Annotated in this window: 17 protein-coding genes; 10 read left to right on the top strand and 7 right to left on the bottom strand. The window is 28.3% G+C overall.

Annotation, left to right across the window (positions count from 1 at the left end):
• Positions 1-114: 114 nt before the first annotated feature.
• From C1715_RS06615 to C1715_RS06600, 4 genes are all read right to left on the bottom strand, one after another.
• A complete protein-coding gene (locus C1715_RS06615; RefSeq protein WP_102399785.1) occupies positions 115-522 on the bottom strand; it encodes a bacteriohemerythrin in 408 nt (135 codons plus the stop codon).
• Positions 523-1,006: 484 nt separating this feature from the next.
• A complete protein-coding gene (locus tag C1715_RS06610; RefSeq protein ID WP_102399784.1) occupies positions 1,007-2,329 on the bottom strand; it encodes an ABC transporter permease in 1,323 nt (440 codons plus the stop codon).
• A 104-nt stretch (positions 2,330-2,433) separates the two neighbouring features.
• Positions 2,434-3,777, bottom strand: coding sequence for an ABC transporter permease (locus C1715_RS06605; protein ID WP_102399783.1), 1,344 nt, complete (start codon positions 3,775-3,777; stop codon positions 2,434-2,436).
• On the bottom strand, positions 3,767-4,447 hold the full coding sequence (locus tag C1715_RS06600) for an ABC transporter ATP-binding protein (RefSeq protein WP_102399782.1): 681 nt from the start codon (positions 4,445-4,447) through the stop codon (positions 3,767-3,769). The genes C1715_RS06605 and C1715_RS06600 overlap by 11 nt, the downstream gene beginning before the upstream one ends.
• A 288-nt stretch (positions 4,448-4,735) precedes the next feature.
• Between C1715_RS06600 and C1715_RS06595 the strand changes: the two genes are divergently transcribed.
• A complete protein-coding gene (locus C1715_RS06595; protein ID WP_278320094.1) occupies positions 4,736-4,852 on the top strand; it encodes a methyl-accepting chemotaxis protein in 117 nt (38 codons plus the stop codon).
• Positions 4,853-5,381: 529 nt separating this feature from the next.
• On the opposite strand, the gene C1715_RS06590 is transcribed toward C1715_RS06595, so the two are convergent.
• Together C1715_RS06590 and C1715_RS06585 are read right to left on the bottom strand one after the other, a co-directional pair.
• Positions 5,382-6,506 (bottom strand): DUF7852 domain-containing protein, encoded by a 1,125-nt coding sequence (locus C1715_RS06590; protein ID WP_102399780.1) that lies wholly within the window; start codon positions 6,504-6,506, stop codon positions 5,382-5,384.
• 161 nt (positions 6,507-6,667) lie between these two features.
• Positions 6,668-7,393, bottom strand: coding sequence for a CsxC family protein (locus C1715_RS06585; RefSeq protein WP_102399779.1), 726 nt, complete (start codon positions 7,391-7,393; stop codon positions 6,668-6,670).
• Positions 7,394-7,639: 246 nt separating this feature from the next.
• Here C1715_RS06585 and C1715_RS06580 point away from each other — a divergent pair, with 246 nt between their 5' ends.
• The 7 genes from C1715_RS06580 (at position 7,640) to C1715_RS06550 (ending at position 18,816) form a co-directional block, all read left to right on the top strand.
• Positions 7,640-8,932: a hypothetical protein gene (locus tag C1715_RS06580; RefSeq protein ID WP_102399778.1), complete on the top strand. Its 1,293-nt coding sequence runs from the start codon at positions 7,640-7,642 to the stop codon at positions 8,930-8,932.
• 507 nt (positions 8,933-9,439) lie between these two features.
• Entirely contained in the window at positions 9,440-10,135 is a 696-nt protein-coding gene (locus tag C1715_RS06575) for a DUF5058 family protein (RefSeq protein WP_102399777.1), read from the top strand.
• Positions 10,136-10,158: 23 nt separating this feature from the next.
• On the top strand, positions 10,159-10,863 hold the full coding sequence (locus C1715_RS06570) for a hypothetical protein (RefSeq protein ID WP_102399776.1): 705 nt from the start codon (positions 10,159-10,161) through the stop codon (positions 10,861-10,863).
• Positions 10,853-11,959, top strand: a complete 1,107-nt coding sequence (locus C1715_RS06565; protein ID WP_242971906.1) for a M20/M25/M40 family metallo-hydrolase — start codon at positions 10,853-10,855, stop codon at positions 11,957-11,959. The genes C1715_RS06570 and C1715_RS06565 overlap by 11 nt, the downstream gene beginning before the upstream one ends.
• A 357-nt stretch (positions 11,960-12,316) precedes the next feature.
• Complete coding sequence (locus C1715_RS06560; RefSeq protein WP_102399775.1) at positions 12,317-13,630, top strand: amidohydrolase; 1,314 nt, start codon at positions 12,317-12,319, stop codon at positions 13,628-13,630.
• A gap of 565 nt (positions 13,631-14,195) precedes the next feature.
• Positions 14,196-17,174 carry an ABC transporter substrate binding protein gene (locus tag C1715_RS06555; protein ID WP_180964017.1) on the top strand — a complete coding sequence of 993 codons (2,979 nt, stop codon included), beginning with the start codon at positions 14,196-14,198 and terminating at the stop codon, positions 17,172-17,174.
• A gap of 325 nt (positions 17,175-17,499) precedes the next feature.
• Positions 17,500-18,816, top strand: coding sequence for a lactate racemase domain-containing protein (locus C1715_RS06550; RefSeq protein ID WP_102400003.1), 1,317 nt, complete (start codon positions 17,500-17,502; stop codon positions 18,814-18,816).
• 244 nt (positions 18,817-19,060) lie between these two features.
• On the opposite strand, the gene C1715_RS06545 is transcribed toward C1715_RS06550, so the two are convergent.
• The gene (locus tag C1715_RS06545) at positions 19,061-20,515 is read right to left on the bottom strand and encodes an amino acid permease (protein ID WP_102399773.1); all 1,455 of its coding nucleotides are present in this window, start codon (positions 20,513-20,515) and stop codon (positions 19,061-19,063) included.
• Between the two features lie 481 nt (positions 20,516-20,996).
• Here C1715_RS06545 and C1715_RS06540 point away from each other — a divergent pair, with 481 nt between their 5' ends.
• Positions 20,997-21,593 (top strand): GNAT family N-acetyltransferase, encoded by a 597-nt coding sequence (locus C1715_RS06540; RefSeq protein ID WP_102399772.1) that lies wholly within the window; start codon positions 20,997-20,999, stop codon positions 21,591-21,593.
• On the top strand, positions 21,587-22,489 hold the full coding sequence (locus tag C1715_RS06535) for a DUF2156 domain-containing protein (RefSeq protein WP_102399771.1): 903 nt from the start codon (positions 21,587-21,589) through the stop codon (positions 22,487-22,489). The genes C1715_RS06540 and C1715_RS06535 overlap by 7 nt, the downstream gene beginning before the upstream one ends.
• The last annotated feature ends 294 nt before the right edge of the window (positions 22,490-22,783 follow it).

Raw genomic sequence — 22,783 nt, 5'->3', positions numbered from 1 at the left:
AAAGAAAAAGGGGACGGTTAAGAATTAATTTATTAATTCTTAACCGTCCCTATAAATAAATTTAAATTATCCCTATAAACTTTAAACTTTATGAACTTAAAAAACTTAAAAAACTTATAGATTTTTTTTAGAAGGTTCCTTTATAAGTTTATCCTTAGAAATAATGTGATTGGTTATCCAGTTAATTATGAAATTTAATATATCAAGTATGTATTTATCTTGATTTATATCAATTTTGTCGAAATCAATCTCTTTAATTTTATTTACAAAATACTCATGTTCCATTTTTTGAGAAAAGAATTTGTTATATCCTATTTTCGTCATATATTCTTCTTCTGAATTAAAGTGATATATGGCATAGTCTTTTAGTTCTACTAATATAGATACAATTTTATCATATTTATCCATGCAAAATTCATTTTTTAAAAGAGCATATGCTTCATTTGCTATGCTAAATAATTTTTTATGTTGATTATCAATTAATTCAATACCTATGTTATATTCTTCTTTCCATTTAATCATATTTATATTCCCCCTTTAAAAATATATGATTATTAATAAATTTATATCTAAAGTGTTAATAGGCAATAAATTATAAAATTAATATTATGTAATAATTATTATTGTGTACAATTGTTATTATACACATTTTTGCAATTAAATCAACTTTATTTTAAATTGCGTTATGCAAATTCTATTTTTAAAATATATTATGCAATAAAACACTAGTTTTTACTTTAAATATGGTAATTGGGGTATTTATACAAAAATACTGGAAATAATATTTTTGTATTATTTCCAGTATCATAAAGAGATATTTTAAGTTATAAGATGCTAAAATTCTTATGTTCAAATTATGTTTTCTATATGAAAGTAGAATTTGAACATAAGAAATATATAAAGCATCAATTAATTTTTGTTTTAATTTTACTTTCAGGCCTATAAATTTTTAACTATAAACATTAAAATTAGTAACCAAGTACAATATATATATTTATTTGTTTATTTATTCATAACTTAATGATTCAACTGGATCTAATTTTGAGGCTTTTGCAGCGGGTATTATTCCAGCAATTGTAGATATAAATATTGCAAGTACTATGGAACCAAGTATTAACCAATATGGAGTTATGAAAAGAGTTTCTATATCAACAACACCTTTCTTTTTCATTATGTTAAGTACGAGGGTGTTTACTGTGGAAGATGTGATTAATGCTAGAATAACGCCAAGTATTCCTCCAAAGAAACCAATTGTTCCAGATTGTACTATAAATAAAGTTTTAATATTTCTTTTAGAGCCTCCTAAAGCTTTCATAATTCCAATAGATTTTGTCTTTTCAAAAACAGACATAGTCATAGTATTAATGACGCCAATGGAGGATACTAGTAATACAATAACACCGCCTATCATAAGAAGTACATTTAAAATTTGAGATTGTTTTTGCATATATTCAATGGTATCTATCTTTGAAGTTGCACTATAACCTGTTTTTTTAACTTCATTATAAATATTTTTAGCATCATTTATGGTTTTAGCATCAATTACTAATGAGGAAGGTCCACGATTATTTAAGTAATTTTTTTCTTCTGAAATAAATTCTTGTATCTCAGAGGATATATTTATAGGGGTTATTATTGAGTTAGAATCAGAGTAAAGTTTATTTATGACCCCTACAATTTTAACCTTTTTTACAAAAGAGGATTGCTGAGGAATTTCTATTTTTAATTCCATTTCCTTTCCTATAATGTCTTCATAATTGTTTTTTATACCTAGCTTGTTTAAATATCTCTCTCCAACAAGTACTGAAGTTGTATCAGTTGAATTTAATGATTTTCCTGCAATAATTGGCTTTGTATTTCTATTTTTGTTTTGTTTATTATTTTTTATACTATTTATTGAGGAATTAGCAAATATAGTATAGTTTGTATCAACGCCTATGATATCTACTTTTTTACCAACTTTGTCTCCAAATTTTGTACTAGTAATATTGGAATCGAATTGTACGCGTATAGAATCTACACCATTTATTTTTTTAATTTTATTAATAGTAGTAGAATCTATTTTTTTAAATACTGCTTCCTTTGAATATTTATTTTCTTTAATTAATTTATCTCTTTTTTTTGCATCTTCTGGATATACAGAAACTTGTTTTAAATCATTCATATTATTTAATTTTTGTTGGGACCATTTTTGTAAACCTTGACCTAATGCACCCATAACCACAATAAGCATTACTCCTATACCTATAGAAAAGCATGTTAAGAAGGTTCGTATTTTTCTATTTTTAAGGTCATTAATTGACATTTTTATACTATCGCCTAATTTCAATTTATTTCATCTCCATCCCATTAATTTACGATTTCATAATATATAGTTTAATTAAATATAATTTGATTAAGTACAATTTGATAATATGTGGTTTTAGTAATATGTTATTTGGAATTTAGAGCTTCTATTGGATTAAGTTTTGCTGCTCTAGCAGAAGGGTATAAACCTGCTAATACTGCTAATACTATAGCGAATACTAATGAACCCCATATAAGCCAATTAGGCATATAAAATTTAATAACAATATCTGCAGAACCTTTACTTTTTAAAAATGCACTCATAGCAATTTCGATAATTTTGCTGTTCATCAAACTAAACAATAATCCCATTAAGCCACCTATAAATCCTATAGTTCCGGATTCTACGATAAAAATGTTCTTTATGTTAGTTGTAGATGCTCCTATGGATTTCATTATTCCAATAGATTTTGTTCTTTCATAAATAGACATAATCATTGTGTTTATGATTCCTAAAGCTGCAACGAATAATACTATTATTCCAAGAGAGGAAAGTATACCTTTTAGTACTGCAAATACACTTTTAACTTGTTCTGAGATTACCTCATATGATTCATATTGGTAACCCATTGTCTTAAGTTGTTTACCTACGGTTTTTACGCTGTCTTCATCTTTTGCAAATATATTTATACTATTGTAGCCTTTATTTTCAAAAGATTTAGCGTCTAAATCTTCAAAGCTTTTAAATTCTAATGATGTTTCTAAGGGTACTACAATTTTGCCACTATATACATCTATTTTTTCATTAATAACTCCAATAACTTTTCCTGCTTTATTTAATGGTTTTAGCTTCATTCCATTACTAGCTTGATTTGATGTTATAGTGAAATTTTTTCCAACTACTGATTTGTAATCAGTAATACCCATTTCTTTTAAGGTTTTTTGAGATATAAGCATGCCGTCTTTATCATTTTTTGTTAAGCTTCTACCTGCGATTATAGGTTTAAAATCTTTATTTTTTAATTCTAATGCTTTTATTTCATCACTTAGAAATATTTTTGCATCCTTATATCCAAGAATTGATAAAGATTTTTTTAGATTTTTATTTCCAATTTTTATTTCTGAAATTTTACTAAAAACTGATGCAGAGATTTCATTTACACCTTTTAAATTTTTCATTTTATCTACTGTGTTGTTGTCTATTTTTTTAAATCTTTTTTCCATAAGTTCTTCATAGTATGTATTTTCATCAGTAGATTCATTCATCATTTCGTCGAAACTTTGATATTTTTGAGGATATACATTTATTTTTTTTATGTTACTATGTTTACTCATTTCATCTAAAATATACTTTTCACCTGTTGAGCCTAATCCTACCATAGTTACAACTAGTGTAGTACCTATTGCTACAGCTAAAGCTGTTAAAAATGTTCTTCCTTTTCGTTTTTTTAGATTGCTAAAAGCAAGTTTTATTGAATCACTAAATTTCATTTTTATCGACCTCCTGAATTTTACCGTCCTTGATTCTAATTACTCTCTTTGCTTCTATTGCTTGTTCATTGTTATGTGTAACCATTATTATAGTGTAGCCTTTAGAATTTAAATCTTTTAATAAATCCATTATTGCAGCTCCAGTTTTTGAATCAAGGTTACCAGTAGGTTCGTCTGCAAATATTATTTCAGGAGAATTTACGATTGCTCTTGCAATACTAACCCTTTGTCTTTGTCCACCAGACATTTCCATAGGTCTATGTTTAACTTTATCAGAAAGACCAACTAAATCCAGTGCCTTTAATGCTCTTCTTTTTCTTTCACTATTTCCAACTCCTGAAAAAATTAGTGGCATCATAACATTTTCTAAGGCTGTTTGAGTATTTTCTAAGTTAAAAGCTTGGAATATAAATCCGATTTTTTCATTTCTATATTTCGACATAGCTTTGTCTTTTAATTTACTTATATCATTTCCTTCTACATAAATACTTCCTTTTGTTGAGGTATCAAGTCCACCTATTAGATGCATAAGAGTAGATTTACCAGAACCAGAAGGTCCTACTATTGAAACAAATTCACCAGATTCTATTTTTAAACTTACATTATCTAAGGCTATAACTTCTTCTTTACCCATTTTGTAAATTTTAGATACATTTTTTATTTCGATCATTTTATATTCCTCCTATGAAATTATTAATTTCTATTTGATTAGTTTCTATTTGCTTTGGTAAATACAATTATATACTAATTTTTTAATGAAGTTCTTTCATTAGTGTCATATAACTAAAAATTAATCTTACAATTTTGTCACTATATGAGTTAGTATGAGGAAGAACTAGAAATGTCTAACTATAAAGCTTAAAGCTAAAAAGCTAATAGTTCACTATACTTAATATATGTACTTATGCTTAACATATTAGAATTTAGTATATACCATTAGGGTATTAAACAAACTAATTTGCTTCCTTTAAATACATTTATAGATGTTGCAAGGGACGGAGAATATGGAAAAGGTTTTTCTGTGGTAGCAGAGGAAATCGGAAAACTAGCAATGCAATCAGCTTCTTATGTTTGAAAAATAGATGAAATTGTTAAATATATTTCATCCTCAGTTAAGAATACTGTGGATGAAATAACTAAGGTAAGAATTTCATCTATTGCAACTTTTGCTGAAGAAAATGTGGATACTACTAAAAAGATTGCAAGTGCTATATAAGAACAGTTAAATATAATAAACATAGTCAAGGATTAATCGACTAAGTTAAGTAAAAATTCAATGTATTTAGAGGAACAAATAAGTATATATGAGGTATAGTACCTTTTACGATTACGGTTAAATTTTTAAGAATCAGACCTCTCGGAAAATTTTTTAAATAAGATATGTATAAATAAGGGGCTGCTGCATTAAAGAATTTACATACAATATATTGCTTTCCAAGTTTAAAATTAACACAATATATGGTAGAATTTATTCTTAGTGCAACAGCCCTTAATAATGAAGTAATAAAAGTTACAAAAATTCTGAGATAAAAAATTAAAAGAATGTTTTTTGGTAATAAAATACAAAAAAACTTATTAAAGAAAGAAATAAGCAAGCAGGTGAGTTATATATACACCTGCCTATTTATTATTAAATCTATTTGTAATTTTAGGAGGATCTTGCTTTGTAATTCTTTTATTAAATATAAATCACTTAGGAGAGGAAGATTTACAGCTTCTGATATAAGTTCTGTTTTACTGCTGTAATTTATATCTTCTATGTGAGCTTTTTTTAGATGTAAATTTATTTTAGCGTTGTCTTTTAGTAAATAGTAAGGAAACTTAACACAAAAAACGGTTTTAAAGGGTATTGCTTTGATTAATTCTTTTACGGAAGTTTTAATAAATGAATTATTTATATCTTCACAGCTAGAGTATTCTATGTTTCTTGTTAAGACCCCATTTATAAAAATATTGCATTTGATCTGGGAGTTATTAATATAGTCAGTAGAGAAATTGCTAGAGTTAATTTTATTTTCACATAAAATATGATATTCAGTAATGCCAATGAGATTTTTTATAGTTCTTATTTTTAATACTTTTTCTTCAAATTGTAAACTATGTTCCAAGGGAATATCTAGAATGTACTCACCTAAAATTATTGGAACATTACATAGAGTGCGAGGCATAGTGGTACAACAGTTAGTATTTATAGTATTAGTTACATTATGATACGGTTCGTTACTAATAGGTAAATCATTATTAGTGGAACTGATGTTATTAAGTAGATTATTAGTTACGTTATCATTATTAATGTTATTGTTGTTAAGTATATTATTGTTTAGGTTATCATTATCAGGATTATTGTTGTTAGGTATATTATTAGTTAGATTATCGTTATCGGAGTTATTATCATTAGATAGATTATCAGTTAAGTTGTTATTAGTATATTTATTAATGTTAGTTTCATTGCTAGTAAAATTACTGCTATTAGATGTATTATTAGGTACATTATTGGTGACATTGTGAGTTGATTTTTCGCTGTTAGCTGTATTATTTCTCATATCACAAGCATCATCACATATTCCACTAGTGCGTGTAGGGGTATTAGAAATAGAAGAATTTTTACTAGAATTACTTATTTTAATGGAATTTATACAAAAGTACATTAAAGCATAATAAATATAAGAGTAGTAAAATCTTTTATTAATTAAATATATTATTTCTATTAAAATTAAAATAGTAAGCATTGATGTACCCCTTTTCTGATTGCTTTGAGATTTTATTTATAATTTAAGATAGGTCCAAGCTTAAAACTTGGACCAAGGAATTTAACAAAATTGTTAAATCACATTTAAAATCATTTTTAATATTATTAGCATTTATATTAAATAATAAATAAGATAAACCATTAACAAAGGTCAACCTGTTGAAGTTGAAGAACTTTTAAAGTTAAATATATTACCATTTTTTCTGTTAAAGAATCATATTCTAATCTGTCAGGGAAATTACTATTTATTGGTGCTGGTTCCCTATTTATATCATATTCGTATATTCTTGCACTAATTAGTTCACAGAAAGGTTTTTCATTGAATAGTATTGTTTGATTAAATACTTGTTCACATGGTATTCTTCCTAAAGTCGTATCTTCACATTGACAGGTATTTTCAGTACATGTGAATTCTAATGAAGTTTCTACATTAGAGAACGTAAATACTGGTGGTGTTATATAGTTTATTTCTGTAACACATTGGAAAGGCACGTCTACACTTATATCTCTAATAGCTCCACTTACTACGTCTGTACTTACACAATCAGCATATACATACTGTATATTTTTTCTTACGAAACCTGCTAAGAATAATTTACCTGTAACTGGAATACCGTTTTGAACAACTCCTGTACCAGGTATTATTTTACATTGAGTTAAATAAACATCTTTTGTAATTCTTTTTATTTCAGAAAATGGTTCTTGAAAGTTTATGGTAGCTTCTGTATCTATTTGAACCTCGACTTCAGCCAACACTACAGGTATTTTAGCTACTAATGGTCCAGCTACAGTGGTTGGAGTTACCGGGGTATTATTGCATAGAGACAATGTTTTAGGGTCTGTTACTGTGGTTTGACATACTGGCATATATAATAAACCTCCTTATATTCTAAAAGAAATATTAAATTTTAACATAGCGGGGACTTTGTCCACCTAATATAGTGTATTAACAAATTGGTATAAGTGTTACTAATTTTATTAGGTGTCAGGCACCTATCGATATTTGTCGAAATATTCATAAGGGGTGTAATTTTTATAGAGATATGTTAAACTATTAATGTAAAATATGGGTAAAAACTATTTTATAGTACGCAACTTTAGAGGGTGATTTGCATGAAGATAGCTATAGTTGGATCAAATGATTCTGTGGATAAGGTTTATAAAATTGGAAGAAAATTTTACAAGGAGCATCAGTTTATTCATTTTATTGTGAATAGCACTGATCAATGTAATGATGTATTGGATTTATGCGAAGAACAAGCTGATGGAATAATATTTACTGGATTAGGGTTTGTTAAGGTTATAAATGAATCTAAAAAAATAACTAAACCCCATTTTTTTATTTCAAGAGATGGAACAAGTATAATGAAGGCATTTTGGAATATAAAAAGAAAGGGATTAAATCCTAAAAATATAAGTATAGATGTGGTTGATGAGTATCTACTTAAAGATATATGTGAAGAGTTTCAATTTGAATTTAAGGATATGTATATATATCCATTTGATTCTGATAAAAAGGAAGCTGTGTACAAGGAAAATCATAGAGAATTATGGAAAAATGGAAAAATAGATTTGGTTATTACAAGTTATGGATGGATATATAATGAATTAAAAAAAGAAAATATTCCAGTGGAAAGATTGGAAATAACTAATCCGCTTATTAGACATTCTATTGATTATATAATATATAAAATTAAAAATAATACTGCAAAGAAGTCGCAAATAGCTACTCAAATAGTAGATGTTGATATCAAACAGGATTCTAAAAGATATCAGTATGAGGTTTTAAAGAAAATAATTTTTGTAGAGAATCAACTGGTTGATTACATTTCTACTATACAGGGAACTATGTTTAGAAGTGGTGATACACAGTTTACCATAGTTAGTACTAGAGGTGCTATTGAAAATGGTGTTACGGAGCAGTTTTTTTTGAATATATTATCTAGTTCTAAAAAAGAAAATATTGAGCTATATACAGGTATTGGTTTTGGTAATACAGCATATGATGCGGATTTTAACGCTAGAATAGCACTGGCAAAGTCTAAGGAGTTAAAGGAGTCTGCTTATTTTATTGTAGATGATGAGAAAAATGTTATAGGTCCAATAGGAAATAAGGAAATGTTTTATTATAAGTCAATAGTTTTAGACGAGGCAATTAATAAAATAGCTAAGGACACAGGAATTAGCACCACATATCTTTCTAAAATATATTATTTGATGAAAAATACTAACACAGAATACCTAGATTCAAAAAGTCTTAGTGAACTTTTACTTATAACTGATAGAAGTGCACGTAGAATATTGAAAAAATTAGTTGACGCTAATTATGGGGAAATAGTTACATCAACTCAGCCTAATTCAGTAGGCAGACCTATGAATATTTTTAAGATAAATATTCCTTTATAGTAAATATAAATTTATAGTAAATATTCCTTTATAGTAAGCAAATTATTATAATAAATATTTTTTAAATAAACATTTGAGTATAAATTAATAGGTTTTTATAATAGAGATTACTAATATTAATAAAGTAAACTAGTAATTTTCAAAGACATTTAGTATGGAAGTTTTAACAAAGTTCTATATTAAGTGTCTTTTTTATTTACCAAAAATAGGTATAAATATAATTTATTTCTATGGCGGAAAGGGGCTAAAGATTAGCTTATTTTTATAGTTAAGGTTAGATTTATGAAGAAGGTTATTTTGTTACAAAGTTATTTTTCAAAAGAAGCATATTTATTTGGAAGGTAATATATTAATACAGAATACATGTTTATACTAAATACGACAAGATATACTGTATTTCGAAAATTTTAAGAATTTTATAATTATATGTTGAAAAACCATAAATAAAGTGTTAATATTTAATTAAGGACACATTAAGGAAATGTCTAAAATATAGGAGGGATACTTATGGAATACTTAAAAATTGCAAATCATCCATTTATGTGGGTAGCAGCAGGGTTAGCAGTGGCTGTTGTAGTAGTACAAGCAGTTATATTCTTTACTAAATCCTATAAAGCAGGTAAGGAAATAGGATTAACGGACAAACAAATGAAATCAGCAGTTAAAAGTAGTGCTATATCTTCAATAGGACCTTCACTAGTAATACTCATTGGTATGGTATCACTAATAGTGGTAATGGGAGGACCTATTTCATGGATGAGATTGTCCTTTATAGGATCTGTTACATATGAATTAATGGCAGCAGGTTTTGGTGCAGACGCCATGGGGGTCACACTAGGAAAAGCAGGAATGAATAATGTAGTATATACAAATGCAGTTTGGACTATGGTACTTGGATCTTTAGGGTGGCTAATCTTTACTTTCTTATTTACTCATAAAATGGACAAATTAAATAATGTATTATCAAATGGAAAAAAGGCAATGGTTCCTATAATTTCGGCTGGAGCTATGTTAGGATCTTTTGCATATTTTAATGCAGATAGAATATTAAAATTTGATAATGGGTCAGTAGCATGTATTTCAGGACTTATAATTATGGCAGTTTTAACCTATTTAAATAATGAAAAAGGTGTTAAATGGCTTAAAGATTGGGCGTTGTCTATTGCAATGTTTGGTGGAATGATAATAGGAGCATTTTTTTAAAATATAATAGGGGAGTGATGTAAATGAATAAAAATTATTATGAGCAAGAGTTTATACCGCAAATTATTAAATATGGTAGAACTACTGTATTATTAGGAATTATATTATCACTGGTACCGGCTTTAGTACTTACATTTGGTTTTGGGTATAAGCCCCCTATAGAAGCAATAATTGCAGGTACTTTGGCACAAATGAGTGTTAGTGGAGCTTTTTATGTAGTTGAACCAATATCCTATTTTCCTATTTTAGGAATACCAGGAACTTATATGGCCTTCCTTTCAGGAAACCTTGTTAATATGAGGATACCTTGTGCTGTTTCGGCTCAGAAGGCAGCAGAAGTAGAAGAGGGAACAAATGAAGGGGCTATAGTATCAACTATAGGAATAGCAGTCTCAATTATAATTAATATAATATTTTTATCTGTAGCAGTATTTTTAGGTTCATCAGTTTTAGCTAATTTACCAAAGGAAGTAATTAGAGTGCTTAATTTAATATTACCAGCATTATTTGGTGCTGTATTTGGTCAATTTGCTGTACAAAGACCTAAATTAGGTGGAGTTGCTATAGTAATTGCAGGAATAATGACATTCTTATTAAAAAAAGGATTCCTTGCATTTTTACCAGGAGCTCCGACTTATGCGGTAATAATAGTATCAGTATTTGGAACTATATTCGCTGGAAGAAAGATATATTCAAAGGAAATTGAGGTGACTAGTAGTGCAGATTAATAAGGAAAGAATGCTTGATAATTTATTAAACATGATTAAAATAGATAGCGTTTCTCTTAATGAAAAAAGTATGGCGGATTGGATAGAAAATTATTTTAAGAAGAGAAATGCAGAGGTTTATAGAGATAATGCTGGAGAAAAATTTGGCGGTAATTGTGGAAATATATTGGTTTATGTAAAAGGTGACATTCAGGGTGAAGCTATATGTTTTGCTACTCATATGGATACTGTTGAACCTGGCAATGGCATCAAGCCAATAATAGATAAAAATTTTATTAAAAGTGATGGAAGTACAATTTTAGCTGGAGACGATAAGGGGGGAATTGCAGCAATTCTTGAGGCTTTTGAATACATAAGAGAAAATAATATTCCTCATAGAGATTTATATTTTATGTTTAGTGTTTGTGAAGAAATTGGAATGCTTGGAGCTAAGAATTTTGATTGTAATTTACTTAAAACTGAAAACGTTGTGGTAGTAGATGCAGCAGGTCCAGCAGGAATAATAGCGTATGCAGCTCCTGCAAAGGAGGATATAAAGGCTAACTTTATAGGTAAAAAAGCTCATGCTGGCATTGAACCAGAAAAAGGAATTAATGCTATATATATTGCAGCTGAAGCTATATCAAATATGAAACTTGGAAGAATAGATGAGGAAACTACATCTAATATAGGACGTATAGAGGGGGGTGGACAAACTAACATAGTTACAGATGAAGTTATGTTTACTGCAGAAGTAAGATCTCATAGTATGGATAAATTAAAGCAACAGGTTGATTTAATAAAAGAATCTTGTATTAATGCAGCTAAAAAGTTTGGTGGAAAAGTAGAATTAGATATTAAAAGGGATTATCCTAATTTAAAACTTTCTAAGGATTCTTTTGTATTTAAACACTGTGTTAAGGCCTTTGAACTAGAGAAAATTCAGCCTAAAACAGTGATAATAGGTGGAGGTAGTGATGCTAATATTCTTGCAGGAAAAGGATACCAATGTGCAATAATCAGCTGTGGAATGGAAAGTGTTCATACTGTGGAGGAACGATTGAGCATTGATGATTTATGCAAGACATGTTCAGTGATAATTAATTTAATGAAATAGTAAAATGAATATAAACTTAATAAAAAAACAATTAGTTATTAATGAATAAATATAAAATAGAATAATAAACTGAAAAGTTAATTAGAAAATAAATAAAAAAATCTCATAAAAATTAAAAAGTTATTATAGAAATCAAATATTGAACTTAATGAAAAAGCAAATAGTATAAACTTAATGAAAAGCAAATAGTTATAAAAAAATACAAAATATAATTAAGAAACTTAGGAATTTAGCAAAAACAAATATTAAGATTAATAAAAATTAAAGAGTTATTTAATAAAATAAATATAAAATCTAGTGAAATAGTAAAAGTTATTAAAACAAAAGCTGGGCTAATAATTAGGAAGTGAGATAAAAATGGACATTGAAAGTTTAAAAATGCTTGCTTTAGAAGCAATAGACAAGAATAGAGATAAAATTTTAAGCATAGGAAGAAAAATTTACGATAATCCTGAGTTAGGATATAAGGAAGTTAACACAACTAAATTAGTGGCGGAAACTTTTAAGGAGTTAGGTTTTAGTGTGGAAGAAAATATAGTGGTTACGGGTTGTAGAGCTAGAACTGGAAATTACGATCTTCCTAGGGTTGCGGTAATTGGAGAAATGGATTGTATTTCTTGTAAGGAGCATCCTAATTCAAAAGAAACAGGTGAGTTTCATGGATGTGGTCACAATATGCAAATTGCAGGACTTATAGGAAGTGCTATTGGTTTAGTTTCATCAGGTGTTTTAGAAGAATTAAAGGGAAATGTTGATTTTATAGCTGTTCCAGCAGAGGAGTTTATAGAGATTGAGTATAAAGAATCTCTGAGAAAAAAGGGTAAGATAGAGTTCTTTGGTGGAAAACAAGAGATGATAAGAAGAGGATATTTTGATGATGTAAATATCGCCATGATGTTCCATTCACTAGACGTAGGAGAGAATAAAGCACTTGTTGGAACAGTAAGTAATGGCTTCATTGGTAAAAGAATACGATTTATCGGCAAACCTTCTCATGCAGGCTCAGCACCAGATAAAGGCGTAAATGCGCTTAATGCAGCTATGCTTGCTATAAATAATGTACATGCTCAAAGAGAAACTTTTAAAGAAGAGGACAAGGTTAGAGTACATCCTATAATTACAAAGGGGGGAGATGTGGTTAATGTTGTACCTTCTGAGGTAGTTATGGAATGTTACGTTAGGTCTAGAACTGTTGAAGGCATGATGGATGCAAATAAAAAGGTTGATAGAGCATTGAGAGCAGGTGCTATTGCTGTTGGAGCTGCGGTAGAAATAACAGATATACCTGGATATTTTCCTATATTAAAGTATGATTATTTAGATAATATATTTAAGAATAATTTAGAGACATTAGGGCTTGAAGGTAAAATTACTGAGCAGGGAGACTTTACAGGTTCCTTCGATTTTGGAGACTTATCACAACTTATGCCTACTCTCCATCCAATGATAGGAGGAATAAGTGGAAGTCTTCATAGCACTGAATATAAAATAGTTGATGAAGAACTGGCTTATATAATTTCTAGTAAAGCCATGGCTATGACTGTAATTGATCTTCTATATAATAATAGTGAAAAATCTCAAGAAATATTGAAAAGTTTTACACCCCCAATGACAAAAGAGCAATATCTATCAAAATTAAGAGATATTCGTAAGAATAAGTTTTTCGAATAATAAAATAAAATCGGTAGGCCACTGTAGAATATGGATTTTTGTCGATGACATTATGATACTTTCACAGGTTACAGTCGCCTATAAGGCACATTCAAATAAATAACAAGTCAGTATGCTAGTCTATTTTGCGTCATACTGCGTCAGCAGAACCCACCGATAGTTCTACTAGCGGCGGAACCTGCTTCCTTGTCTGACACAAAATATACCTGCATCTTTGACTTGTTATTTATTTTCATGTACCTAAATTAATTTGTCGAATCCAATAGTTATAATATATAGCTATTGGATTTATTTTTATAGAAAATACTGCAAAAATATTACTTAGATTATAGAATTATAGTATAATTATGCTATATATTTAGTAATTTAAATGTAATTTCGTTGTTATGTGTGTAACATATTGATACATATTGATATATAATACTAAATTTATTAGAAAATTTTAGAAAATATATAAAAATATAGAATGAATATTAATGATTGATAATATAGTGTACCAGAAGATATTTGCATATACATATATATTTGTAGGTACTTAATGAAATATGAAAATTGGGGGCATATTATGAAGAATGGGATTAAAATATTTTTAATATCATTTATTCTATCGATTACTATATTTTTTATGGCAAACTTAGGACATTTAGGTCATTGGAGTAATTTATGTAATATAGGTATTTTTACGGAGACATACGTACAAGCTATGGAGACAAAGAAAGTTTTAATATTAAACTCCTATGATTCAGGATTTAAATGGACAAGATATATAAATAATGGTATAGAAAGTATTTTAAAAAAGGAAAACAATTTAGAACTTTATTATGAATTTATGGATATGAAAAATTATAATAGTAAAGAATACATAAAATTCCTTTATGAATCCTATAAAATAAAGTATGGAGAAGTTAAATTCGATATAGTGATATGCTCAGATAATGATGCTTTAGATTTTATACAAAAATATGGGAGAGAGGTTTTTAAAGATTCTTCGGTAGTATTTTGCGGAATAAATAATTATGGTGAATATGATTTTGAAAATGATTTTGAAAATCATAAAAATATTACTGGAGTGCTTGAACAAATAGACATAAATGAAACTATAGAAAGTATTTTTAAAATTCAGCCTAATACGAAGAATGTGGTGGTCATTTGTGATAGTAGTACTACTGGAAAAATTGATGAGGAAGCTACTCGAGATAGTGCAGATAAATTTAAGAATAAAGCTAAGTTTTATTTTTATAGGGATATAAGCGAGGATAAACTTAAATATAAAGTGAGTAATTTAGGCAAAAATACAGTTATATTAAATGTGGCACAACTTAGAAATAAGGATGGTAAACTTATTTCTTACGAAAAAACTGCACAAGTTTTAAAAAAGTTCAATTTACCTATTTATACTTGCTGGGATTTTCTAATGAGCTATGATTTTATTGGGGGAAAGGTTATAAGTGGATATAAACAAGGAGAAACTGCTGCTAAATTAGCTTTAAAAATATTAGGAGGAGAAGAAGTTAACAATATACCATTAGTAACTAAAAGTCCTAGCCAGTATGTATTTAATTACAATGAATTACATAAGTACGGTATAGAAGTGAATGATTTGCCTAGGGAATATAAAATAATAAATGAGCCCTTCTCTTTTTATAAAACTTATAAAAAAGCTATTTGGCATGTAATTATAGTTATGGTAGCTTTAATTGTTTTTATAATAATATTAATGTTAAATATTAGAAAAAGAATTAGCTCTGAAAAGAAACTTATAGAAAATTATGATCAGCTTTCGGCAGTAAATGAGGAATTGACAGCTACTGAGTTAGAGTTAAGAGCTCAATATGAAGAGTTAGAATTAAGAGAACAGGAGATTAATGCCATTCAAGAGAGATATAAATTAGCTGTAGATGGGGCTAATGATGTAATATGGGAATGGGATATGATTAAAGATGAAATTTTCTTTTCAGATAAATGGAAAAGCATAACAGGATATGATATTAATATGAATGAATCTATAGATGATATTTTAAAAAAACTAGTATTAGAAAAGGACTTAGATAATGTAATAAGCAAGCTACAAGATTATATAAATGGACATACTTCTTACTTAGATATAGAGTGTAGAATAAATAAACTTTCTGGAGAAGAAAGATGGATTTACGCTAGAGGAAAAATGCTAAAAGATAAAAATGGAAAAGCTATAAAAATGGCAGGTTCCATAACAGATATAACTAATACCAAAAATGTAGAAGCAAGAAATATATTTTTGTCTTATTATGATAAATTAACAAATCTCCCAAATAGAAGTTTTTGTCTTGAAATATTAAGAAAAAAACTTAAGGAGACAGAACTCTATAATGAAAGAGCAGCCGTATTTTATTTTGACATTGATAATTTTAAGAATATTAATGACACTTTAGGGCATGATTATGGTGATGAACTTTTAAAAGAAGTTGGTAAAAGAATACAAAATATTTTGAATAATGAGGAAATACTTTGTAAAATAGGGGGAGATGAATTTTTAATAATTCAATGGGGTGTAGATGATATAAATGAAACAAAAAAATTTGGAGAAAAGGTAATTAAAGCTTTAGAAGAGCCATTTAGAATGAAAGAAAAGGAGATTTTTACTACAATAAGTATGGGTATAAGTATATTCCCTGATGATGGTACAGATGTAAATTCTATTTTGAAAAATGTAGACACAGCTATGAATAAAGTAAAAGTTTTGGGTAAAAATAGCTACTTGTTTTATAATTCCAATATGTATAGTGAAATAATAAGAAAAATTGAAATGGAAAAAGGCCTTAGAAAGGCAATAGAAAATAAAGAATTACAGCTTGTTTTTCAACCACAAGTTAGATTGGATAACAGAGAAGTTGGTGGGGCAGAGGTATTGTTAAGATGGGTTAGTGGTGAATTTGGATATGTATCTCCAGATGAATTTATTCCGCTAGCAGAGGAAACATCTCTTATAATTCCTATTGGTAAGTGGGTGTTAAAGGAAGCGTGTTTAATAAGTAAACAATGGATAGATGAAGGATATGTACCCACAGTTGTGGGGGTCAATGTATCTGTAATTCAATTAAAAGATGAGAGTTTCATACAAACTATAAAGGATGTTTTAGAATTTACTCAACTTCCACCACAGTATTTAGAACTTGAAATAACGGAAAGTACTATTATGAAGGCTTTAGACGAAAATTTAAAAATTTTAAATGAGATTCGGAATATGGGAGTTAATATTTCTTTGGATGATTTTGGAACGGGATATTCTTCGTTAAGTTATTTAAAGAATCTTCCTATAAATAAATTGAAGATAGACAAGTCTTTTATGGACAATATTGAACATGATGAAAGCTCTAAACATATAGTAGATGGAATAATTCAACTAGCTCATAGAATAGGATTCGTAGTATTGGCTGAAGGAGTAGAAACAAAAGCACAGTGGGATATATTGAAAAGTATTAATTGCGATGAAATACAGGGTTATTACTTTAGTAAACCACAGGTGCCTGGCACCTACCGATTTTTGTCGAAATTAGATAATTGATGTGTAAATACTACTATTTTAATGGTTATATGCAATTTATTTATACAGAGGTATTATATATAATATTGATAATTTTACTACTATACCAGATTAAATATAGTTTTTAAAATATAATAGCGTGTTGTTTAATATATTATTGAATATATTTTTATAATTGTGATGTTTTAATAAGAAAACAAGAGAAGAAACTACTATTTTATGAAGTTAATTTTAAATATTATTATGAGCTATGAAGTATCAAGATTTTAAAGTTTCTGGCTTAATTACAAATGTAGAATTAACTTTAAAAAAGTTAGTAATAAACTATAAGAAAAGAGGGATTAATGTGGCCGAGATTAAAGTAAAATATGGAAGAGAAAAAGTAGAAGTAAAGGTACCAGACAGCAATTTAATTAATGTTTTAGAAAGCAAAACTATAACTGATGAAGTAGCAGAGGAACATATAATAAAAGAAGCTCTTGAAAATCCTATAGGAAGTAGAAGACTAAAAGAAATGGTTAAAAAGGGAGAAAAAATTTGTATTGTTATTTCAGATATCACAAGGGCTTGGCAAAGGATGAGTGTTTATCTTCCTTATATAGTGGAAGAATTGAAAGAAGCTGGAGTACAAGATGAGGATATAATCTTTATATCTGCCACAGGTTCTCACAGAAATCAAACAGAAGAAGAACATAGAATGCTTTTGGGAGATAAGTTGACAGAAAGATTTAAAGTTATAGATCACGTGTCAACTAATGAGGAAGATTTAGAATATGTGGGAACTACTTCTTTTGGAACGCCTGTGCATATAAATAAATTAGCGCTTAAGTGTGATCATATAATACTTACAGGCGCAATAATATATCATTTTTTGGCAGGATGGGGAGGTGGAAGAAAGTCAATTCTTCCAGGAATCAGTGGTTACAGAACTATAATGACAAATCATGCTCTTTCTTTGAGTCCAGAAATAGGTGGAGGAACAAAGAAAAATGTTAAAAGTGGTTCTATAGAAAACAATCCTATACATCTAGATATGATGGAGGCAGCTGCTCTTGTTAAGCCAACATTTATGTTCAATGCTTTAATGGGAAGCAACGGAAAGATACGCGCTGCAGTAGCTGGAGATTATATAAAGGCTTTTGAAAAGGGCTGCGGTATGGTAGATGAATATGATGCAGCGGAAATACATGAGCTAGCTGATATAGTGGTAGGTTCAGCTTGCGGTTATCCAAAGGATATAAATCTTTACCAAACTTCAAAGACATTTTTCAATGTTAGAGAAACTGTAAAAAAAGGCGGAACTATTATTATAATGAGTCAGTGTAGCGAAGGATTTGGCAATGAGGAAATGAAAGATATAATGATAAATTATGATGATAATTCTAAAAGGGAAACATCTCTAAGAGAGGATTATTCTATTGCTAAGCACATAGGCTACATAATGTGTGAAGCGGCAGTTAACTACAATATAATATTGGTTTCAGATATGGAGCCAGATATACTTAAAAAATGCAACATTAAAGTGGTGAAAAATGTTGATGAAGCATTAGATATAGCATATGCTCTAAGTGGAAAAGATGCAAAGGTGTACGTTATGCCTAATGGTGCTAACACACTACCAAAGTTGAAAAGGTGCCTGGCACCTACCGATTTTTGTCGATAAATCGAAAGATAGATTTACTTATAATATAAGTTGTAGTAAAAAAATATATTAAAAAAATAGGGATTAACAATCATCAAAGGCCTAAATTGCAATAGGTTTTGATATGGATAATCCCTATCTTTTATTTCAAATATTTTAGTGTTACTTTAACATTGTTTTAATATTAGTAAGTTAATGTAGGTGTTTGAATTAATAAATTTATTTCTACAACAACATATGTTTTTCACAAGATTTTTAAGAATTATTATGCAGCGGTTTTTCCACTTTTACCGTTAGTTTTTTTAGCAATTTTAGGAAGAATTAATCCTAAGCCAATAAGTACAAAAGGTGTTAGTAAGTTAAGTGCAATTTGGAAGTTCCATTGTGAAGAAAAAGCAGGAACATCTTTTGGGAACATTCCCATTACGCATGCAAAAGCTGTGAAAGCAAAACACCATAGTCCTGCAATGAAACCAGCTTTATTTCCTTTAATAAATTTATAATCTGAAGAGTAAGCTTGACCACGAGCAGATTTTAACAGCATGTACGCAAGGAATACCCATAAGTATCTTAGTGGCATAACAATAGAGTTAAGGTCTAATAACCAGTTAAATAATGTATTCATATCGCCAATTCCTAAAGCTGGTATTATTATCAAAATACCAACTAATATAGTAGTCATTTTATATCCGTTTATTGGAGCACCATATTTATTTGTTTTATTTAAAGATTGTGGAATAAAATCCTTGTCTCCATCTGCAAGTAAAACCTTAAGTGGAGCATCTATGGAGAACATAAGTGCAGAAACTTGAGCTGCCACGTTAGCTAAAGCATATATTATTAATAATGCATTTCCAAGTCCGTAATATTGTCCAAGCATTTTAAAAGCGTAGTATTGTCCATTCATTTTTAAGTCCTTTGGAATAGCATTTGAGTTAAACATTAATCCCATAGCGTAAGAACCCAATATAGCTGAGATTGCAACCATTATTGCAAGAGCTATCATTCCTTTTGGAAATTGCTTTGATGGATTTTCAGTGTTATTAACATAAGGAGAGATTTTCTCACATCCTCCTACTGCGAATACGAGCATTGATATAGTTGTAAAATATCTAAAGTTAAAATCAGGTATAAAGCTTTTTAAAGTTATATTTGGTGTTGCTGATTTTAAACCAGTGATTGCAGGAGCTGCAAGTACTAATAATATATATAGTATTGACATTACAAACATTGATGTACCAGCAATAGTTCCAATTCTTTTTAATGAAGTAATTCCTCTTGAAGCTACCCATACAAAAAGTAAAAATACTACTAAAGTTATTGACTGAAGAATTAAAGGATTTATGCTTTTTATAACTTTACCATTTTGAAAAAATACCCAGCTTAAAGAAATTAAAACTGATTGAGGTTTCTGTGCTAAATAAGGTATATGTACAACCCAATAAGTCCATCCTGCAAGGTAGGCAAGTTTTCTATTGGTGGTATTCCCAATCCAAGCGCTAACGCCACCTTTTGAGTCTTTAAAAGTAGAGCCTAATTCACCAACCATTAATGCATAAGGAACAAAATATATAGAAAATATTAGAAGCCAAGATACAATAACTGGTAGACCTTGATTTGCGTAATTGTTTACAACATTACCAAACCCCCAAACCATAACAAAAGACATTAATGCTAGGTTATGCCATTTAAGTTTTTTTTCTTGTAAAGTATTGCTCATTATAGATCCTCCCTTTAAAATTGTGAAATATTAAATTGTTACTTTATGAAATAAAAGTTGCAAAAATGTATAAAAATTTATACTAAACTTTTAATAAATTAATACAATAAGTGACGAAATCTCTAAAAAATATACAATATACAACTCAAAGTGTATCGTATGCAATCAAAAACACATTATTGTATTTATTTAGTATAAAAATTTTATCATATAATATATTGAATTTCAATATTTATGTTGAAAAATATGAATTAAATAAATTATTAATAAATTTAAAACAAAAGAAATTATTCATATTTGTTCAAAAAATGAATGAATATACTTTGATAGGTGGCAGTGCAATACGTTTTTATGGATGTCAAAGATACCCTATGGGGGTTGTCTAAAATTATTTTCTAATATATAATAGTTATAAATGGATAATGATTATTCATTAGATTGAAATTTTTAAGGTTTAAAATTTTTATGTGGGGTGTTATATGTGTTTAGAAAAAATTTGCTAAAGGGAAGAAATATAAGACTTACTTCAGTAAAAGAAAGTGATTTGCAAATATTTGAACAGTGGTATAATGATTTATCTTTTCTAAGAGTCTATGATACGGTAGCTGCATTTCCAAGGAATGAAGAAGAATTGAAATATGTGATAAAAAAAGTAACACAATCTAATGATAGTTTTATTTTTGCAGTTAGAGATATTGAAAATGATAAATTTATAGGTGTTACAGGATTTGAAAATATACAGTGGAATAATGGAGTTGCTGTAATTTATATAGGAATAGGTGATGACGAATATAGAGGTAAAGGGATTGGTAAAGAAGCATTGGCACTTACTATGAATTTTGGATTTCAAGAGCTTAATCTTCATAGGATACAACTTAATGTTTTGTCATATAATAAGCCAGCTATAAATTTATATGAAAAGCTTGGCTTTAAGAGAGAAGGAACTTATCGTGAGTTTGTTCATCGAGATGGAAAGAGAGATGATATGTATCTTTATGGTATTTTAAGGTATGAGTGGGAAGCGGTAAAGAGCGATAATAATAGTTGTTTAGAGCATGAGGGGGAATGTGAATGTTAGAATTTAAGCCATTAACTATTGATGAGAAAGATATTTTTTATAAATATTTGAGTGATTATAAATTCGCAACTAGTGAATATTCTTTTGCTAGTCTAATAATATGGAGAGAAGGTTGTGATATTCAATATGCAGAGTGTAATGATGCACTTATTATTAAGAAAAAGGATTTTAATGGTAAATACCATTTTATGCAGCCTATAGGGTATAATAAGGGAAATCTTAAAGACATAATAGAAAAATTAAAAAAATATAAGGAAGAAAATAATATGCCATATTTATTCAAAGACGTAGAGAATTTATTTATTGGAGATTTAAAAGAAATATATGGTGACAAAGCTCATATATGTGAGGATATAGATAATTTTGATTATATATATGATAGTAAAAAACTCATAACTCTTTCAGGAAGAAAACTTCATTCAAAGAAAAATCATTATAATTTCTTTGTGAAAAATTATAACTATGAGGTTAAGGATTTTTCAGAAGATAATGTGAAACAGGATTGTTTAAAGGCTTCAGAAATCTGGCGTCACCAAAAGGAAGAGCAAAATGGCGTTCAGGTATATATTGATTATGAGTTAGATGGAATAAAAGAAATTTTATCGCATATGGAAGTACTCAATCTTAAGGGAATGGCAGTTTATGTAGATGGAAAAGTAGTGGCATTTACTATAGGAGAGAAAGTAAATGATGAGATGGCTATTGTCCATATCGAAAAGGGAATTGCTGAGATAAGAGGAATATACGCATTTATAAATAAGACTTTTGCTGAAAAATATTTAAGTGATGTAAAATATATAAATAGAGAACAAGATTTAGGTATTGAAGGCCTTAGAAAGGCAAAAAAATCATATAATCCAATAAAATTAGAAGAAAAATATTGTGTTAATATATAATGTGTGTAAATGCAGAAAGACTAGTAATAGGCGCCTTTTTTCGACAGGTGCCTGGCACTAAAAAAATTATTGGAAATATATAAATTATAAGTATAATATTTGATTAAATAATACAATATTGATACAATATATATATATTGGGGATTTATATTCGATGTCTAACTAGCATAAAATTTGTGCATTAAAAATTCAGTATATAAATACAATATAGTAAATAGCATATATATATTTACTAAACCTATATATTAAAAATTGGTTATTTTTGATTACTTTAGTATTACTTATTGGGAGATT

This window comes from Haloimpatiens massiliensis (assembly GCF_900184255.1).
Lineage (GTDB): Bacteria > Bacillota > Clostridia > Clostridiales > Clostridiaceae > Haloimpatiens > Haloimpatiens massiliensis.
Note: the sequence above shows the minus strand (reverse complement) of the source record. Positions and strands in the feature narration are given on the sequence as shown.

Coding starts and splice junctions, on each gene's coding strand:
- C1715_RS06615 (WP_102399785.1), bottom strand. CDS start 522: ATGATTAAATGGAAAGAAGAATATAACATAGGTATTGAATTAATTGAT.
- C1715_RS06605 (WP_102399783.1), bottom strand. CDS start 3,777: ATGAAATTTAGTGATTCAATAAAACTTGCTTTTAGCAATCTAAAAAAA.
- C1715_RS06600 (WP_102399782.1), bottom strand. CDS start 4,447: ATGATCGAAATAAAAAATGTATCTAAAATTTACAAAATGGGTAAAGAA.
- C1715_RS06590 (WP_102399780.1), bottom strand. CDS start 6,506: ATGCTTACTATTTTAATTTTAATAGAAATAATATATTTAATTAATAAA.
- C1715_RS06585 (WP_102399779.1), bottom strand. CDS start 7,393: ATGCCAGTATGTCAAACCACAGTAACAGACCCTAAAACATTGTCTCTA.
- C1715_RS06580 (WP_102399778.1), top strand. CDS start 7,640: ATGAAGATAGCTATAGTTGGATCAAATGATTCTGTGGATAAGGTTTAT.
- C1715_RS06575 (WP_102399777.1), top strand. CDS start 9,440: ATGGAATACTTAAAAATTGCAAATCATCCATTTATGTGGGTAGCAGCA.
- C1715_RS06570 (WP_102399776.1), top strand. CDS start 10,159: ATGAATAAAAATTATTATGAGCAAGAGTTTATACCGCAAATTATTAAA.
- C1715_RS06560 (WP_102399775.1), top strand. CDS start 12,317: ATGGACATTGAAAGTTTAAAAATGCTTGCTTTAGAAGCAATAGACAAG.
- C1715_RS06555 (WP_180964017.1), top strand. CDS start 14,196: ATGAAGAATGGGATTAAAATATTTTTAATATCATTTATTCTATCGATT.
- C1715_RS06545 (WP_102399773.1), bottom strand. CDS start 20,515: ATGAGCAATACTTTACAAGAAAAAAAACTTAAATGGCATAACCTAGCA.
- C1715_RS06535 (WP_102399771.1), top strand. CDS start 21,587: ATGTTAGAATTTAAGCCATTAACTATTGATGAGAAAGATATTTTTTAT.